At 39.4% G+C, this 1,702-nt stretch carries 1 protein-coding gene; it reads left to right on the top strand.

The features are described 5' to 3' along the window. Positions 1 to 245 precede the first annotated feature (245 nt). Positions 246 to 1,469, top strand: coding sequence for an IS110 family transposase (locus ABEQ24_RS22695; RefSeq protein WP_430008872.1), 1,224 nt, complete (start codon positions 246 to 248; stop codon positions 1,467 to 1,469). Positions 1,470 to 1,702 lie beyond the last annotated feature (233 nt).

Here is a 1,702-nt window from a genome sequence, read left to right as displayed (position 1 = left end):
AAAACATACTAACATTAGTAGCACAAACCAAGGCCATGGTTTGTGCTACTATTTTTTTATAGTAGAAGTGAAGGAAGGTCGACCAGCCTCTGGGACCATGTGAGAGTCCGTATTTAAAACAGACCAACTTCACATCCTTATTTGAATCAGTTTAGTATGTTGGGTCCAAGAGATCGTGTATAAGAAAATGGAATCGATAAGGTACTGTGAAGACTTCTATGATTGGCAAAAAGGAGTAGATTTATATGCAACATGTCATTGCACTTGATGTTAGTAAAGGGAAGAGTACTATCGCTATTTATAATGCCTATAAAAAATGCGAATTTGAAGGTGAGGTAGATCATACACGAGTTGCTTTTGAGCAGCTACATCATCGTATTGAGGAACTGACAGCTCTTGATGGACACGCCCCTGAAATTGTATTTGAGGCGTCAGGCGTGTATTCAAAACCTGTTGAGAAGTTTCTGCGTGATTACGGTCATACATACCACCGGATGAACCCTCTTGAAGCGAATCTACAAACGGCTACAATGCGTCGTCACAAAACTGATATTAGTGATGCCCATGAGTTAGCGAAGACCCACTTTAAATTGGAACGTAAAAAGACGTATGTGCAAAATGATTATTATGAACAGATGAGGGCGATTACACGTTATTATGATGAGGTTGAAGAAGAACATATTCTTTTACGCAGTCGTATGCATGCGATATTACATTTATCGTTTCCAGAATTGGAACAACTCATTACCCCGAGTTCAGCTCTATTTTTAAATATTGTGCAGTTGTATCCACATTCAGCACTACTCATGGCTCACTCAAAGACCATGATTAAAAACCGTTTAAAAAGTAATACACGTAAGAACCTCTCACTAGATCGTGCAGAGAAAAAAGCGATCGTATTACTAGAAGCCGCGGGAAATTCATATCCTGCCATTGGACCAACGGATATTCGTTGCGATCAAGTACGCGATTATGCACGACGGATTGCGGGTTTACTTGAGAAAAAAGCCGAACTAGTGAAACAAATGGTGGCGTTGTCAGAAGGAAGAAAAGAATATATAGTATTACGCTCTTTTCCAGGCATTGGCGACATAACCGCGTGCCGGATTATCGGGGAACTCGGTGATATCCGTCGGTTTAAGAATGCCAAACAAATGAATGCTTATGCGGGTATTGATATTATGCGTTATCAATCTGGGAATACGCAATACAGAGATCGTATTAATAAACGAGGAAACAGGAAGTTGCGAAAGATCTTATTTTTTATGATTTGTGCAATGCTTATGGCGAAAGGAAGACCCAATCATATAGTGGACTATTATTACAAATTAAAATCGCAACCTATGAGAAAGCCTCATAAGGTCGCGATTGTGGCGTGCATCAATAAGTTTCTGAAAGTGACGTTTCAGCTACTGACACAAGGTATACTGTACGATTATGAGTCCGCACTACCAGCTCAGAAATCGTAACCAAGAATATACTCACTATAGCATACAGACCTTTCAAAAAAAAGAAAATTGAGAGGTCTCTTTGATATGAGAAAATTCAGATGGTGGTTGGGAGGGGTACCCCTCCCAACCACATCTAAATATAAACATCAAAGAAAATAGTGATATACACTTGACTAATCGTAAGAAGGAGGCTGGGACAAAAGGTTTCCAACCAAAGAAAAATCCGAACTATTATGTGAAATTCCAACTTG

It is taken from the genome of Metabacillus idriensis, from assembly GCF_050483325.1.
GTDB classification, from domain to species: domain Bacteria; phylum Bacillota; class Bacilli; order Bacillales; family Bacillaceae; genus Bacillus_P; species Bacillus_P idriensis_A.
The sequence above is the reverse complement of the archived record's forward strand: the minus strand, read 5'-3'. Positions and strand labels throughout refer to the sequence as shown.

Excerpts from the sequence above, each read along its gene's own strand:
- ABEQ24_RS22695 (WP_430008872.1), top strand. The coding sequence starts at position 246 with ATGCAACATGTCATTGCACTTGATGTTAGTAAAGGGAAGAGTACTATC.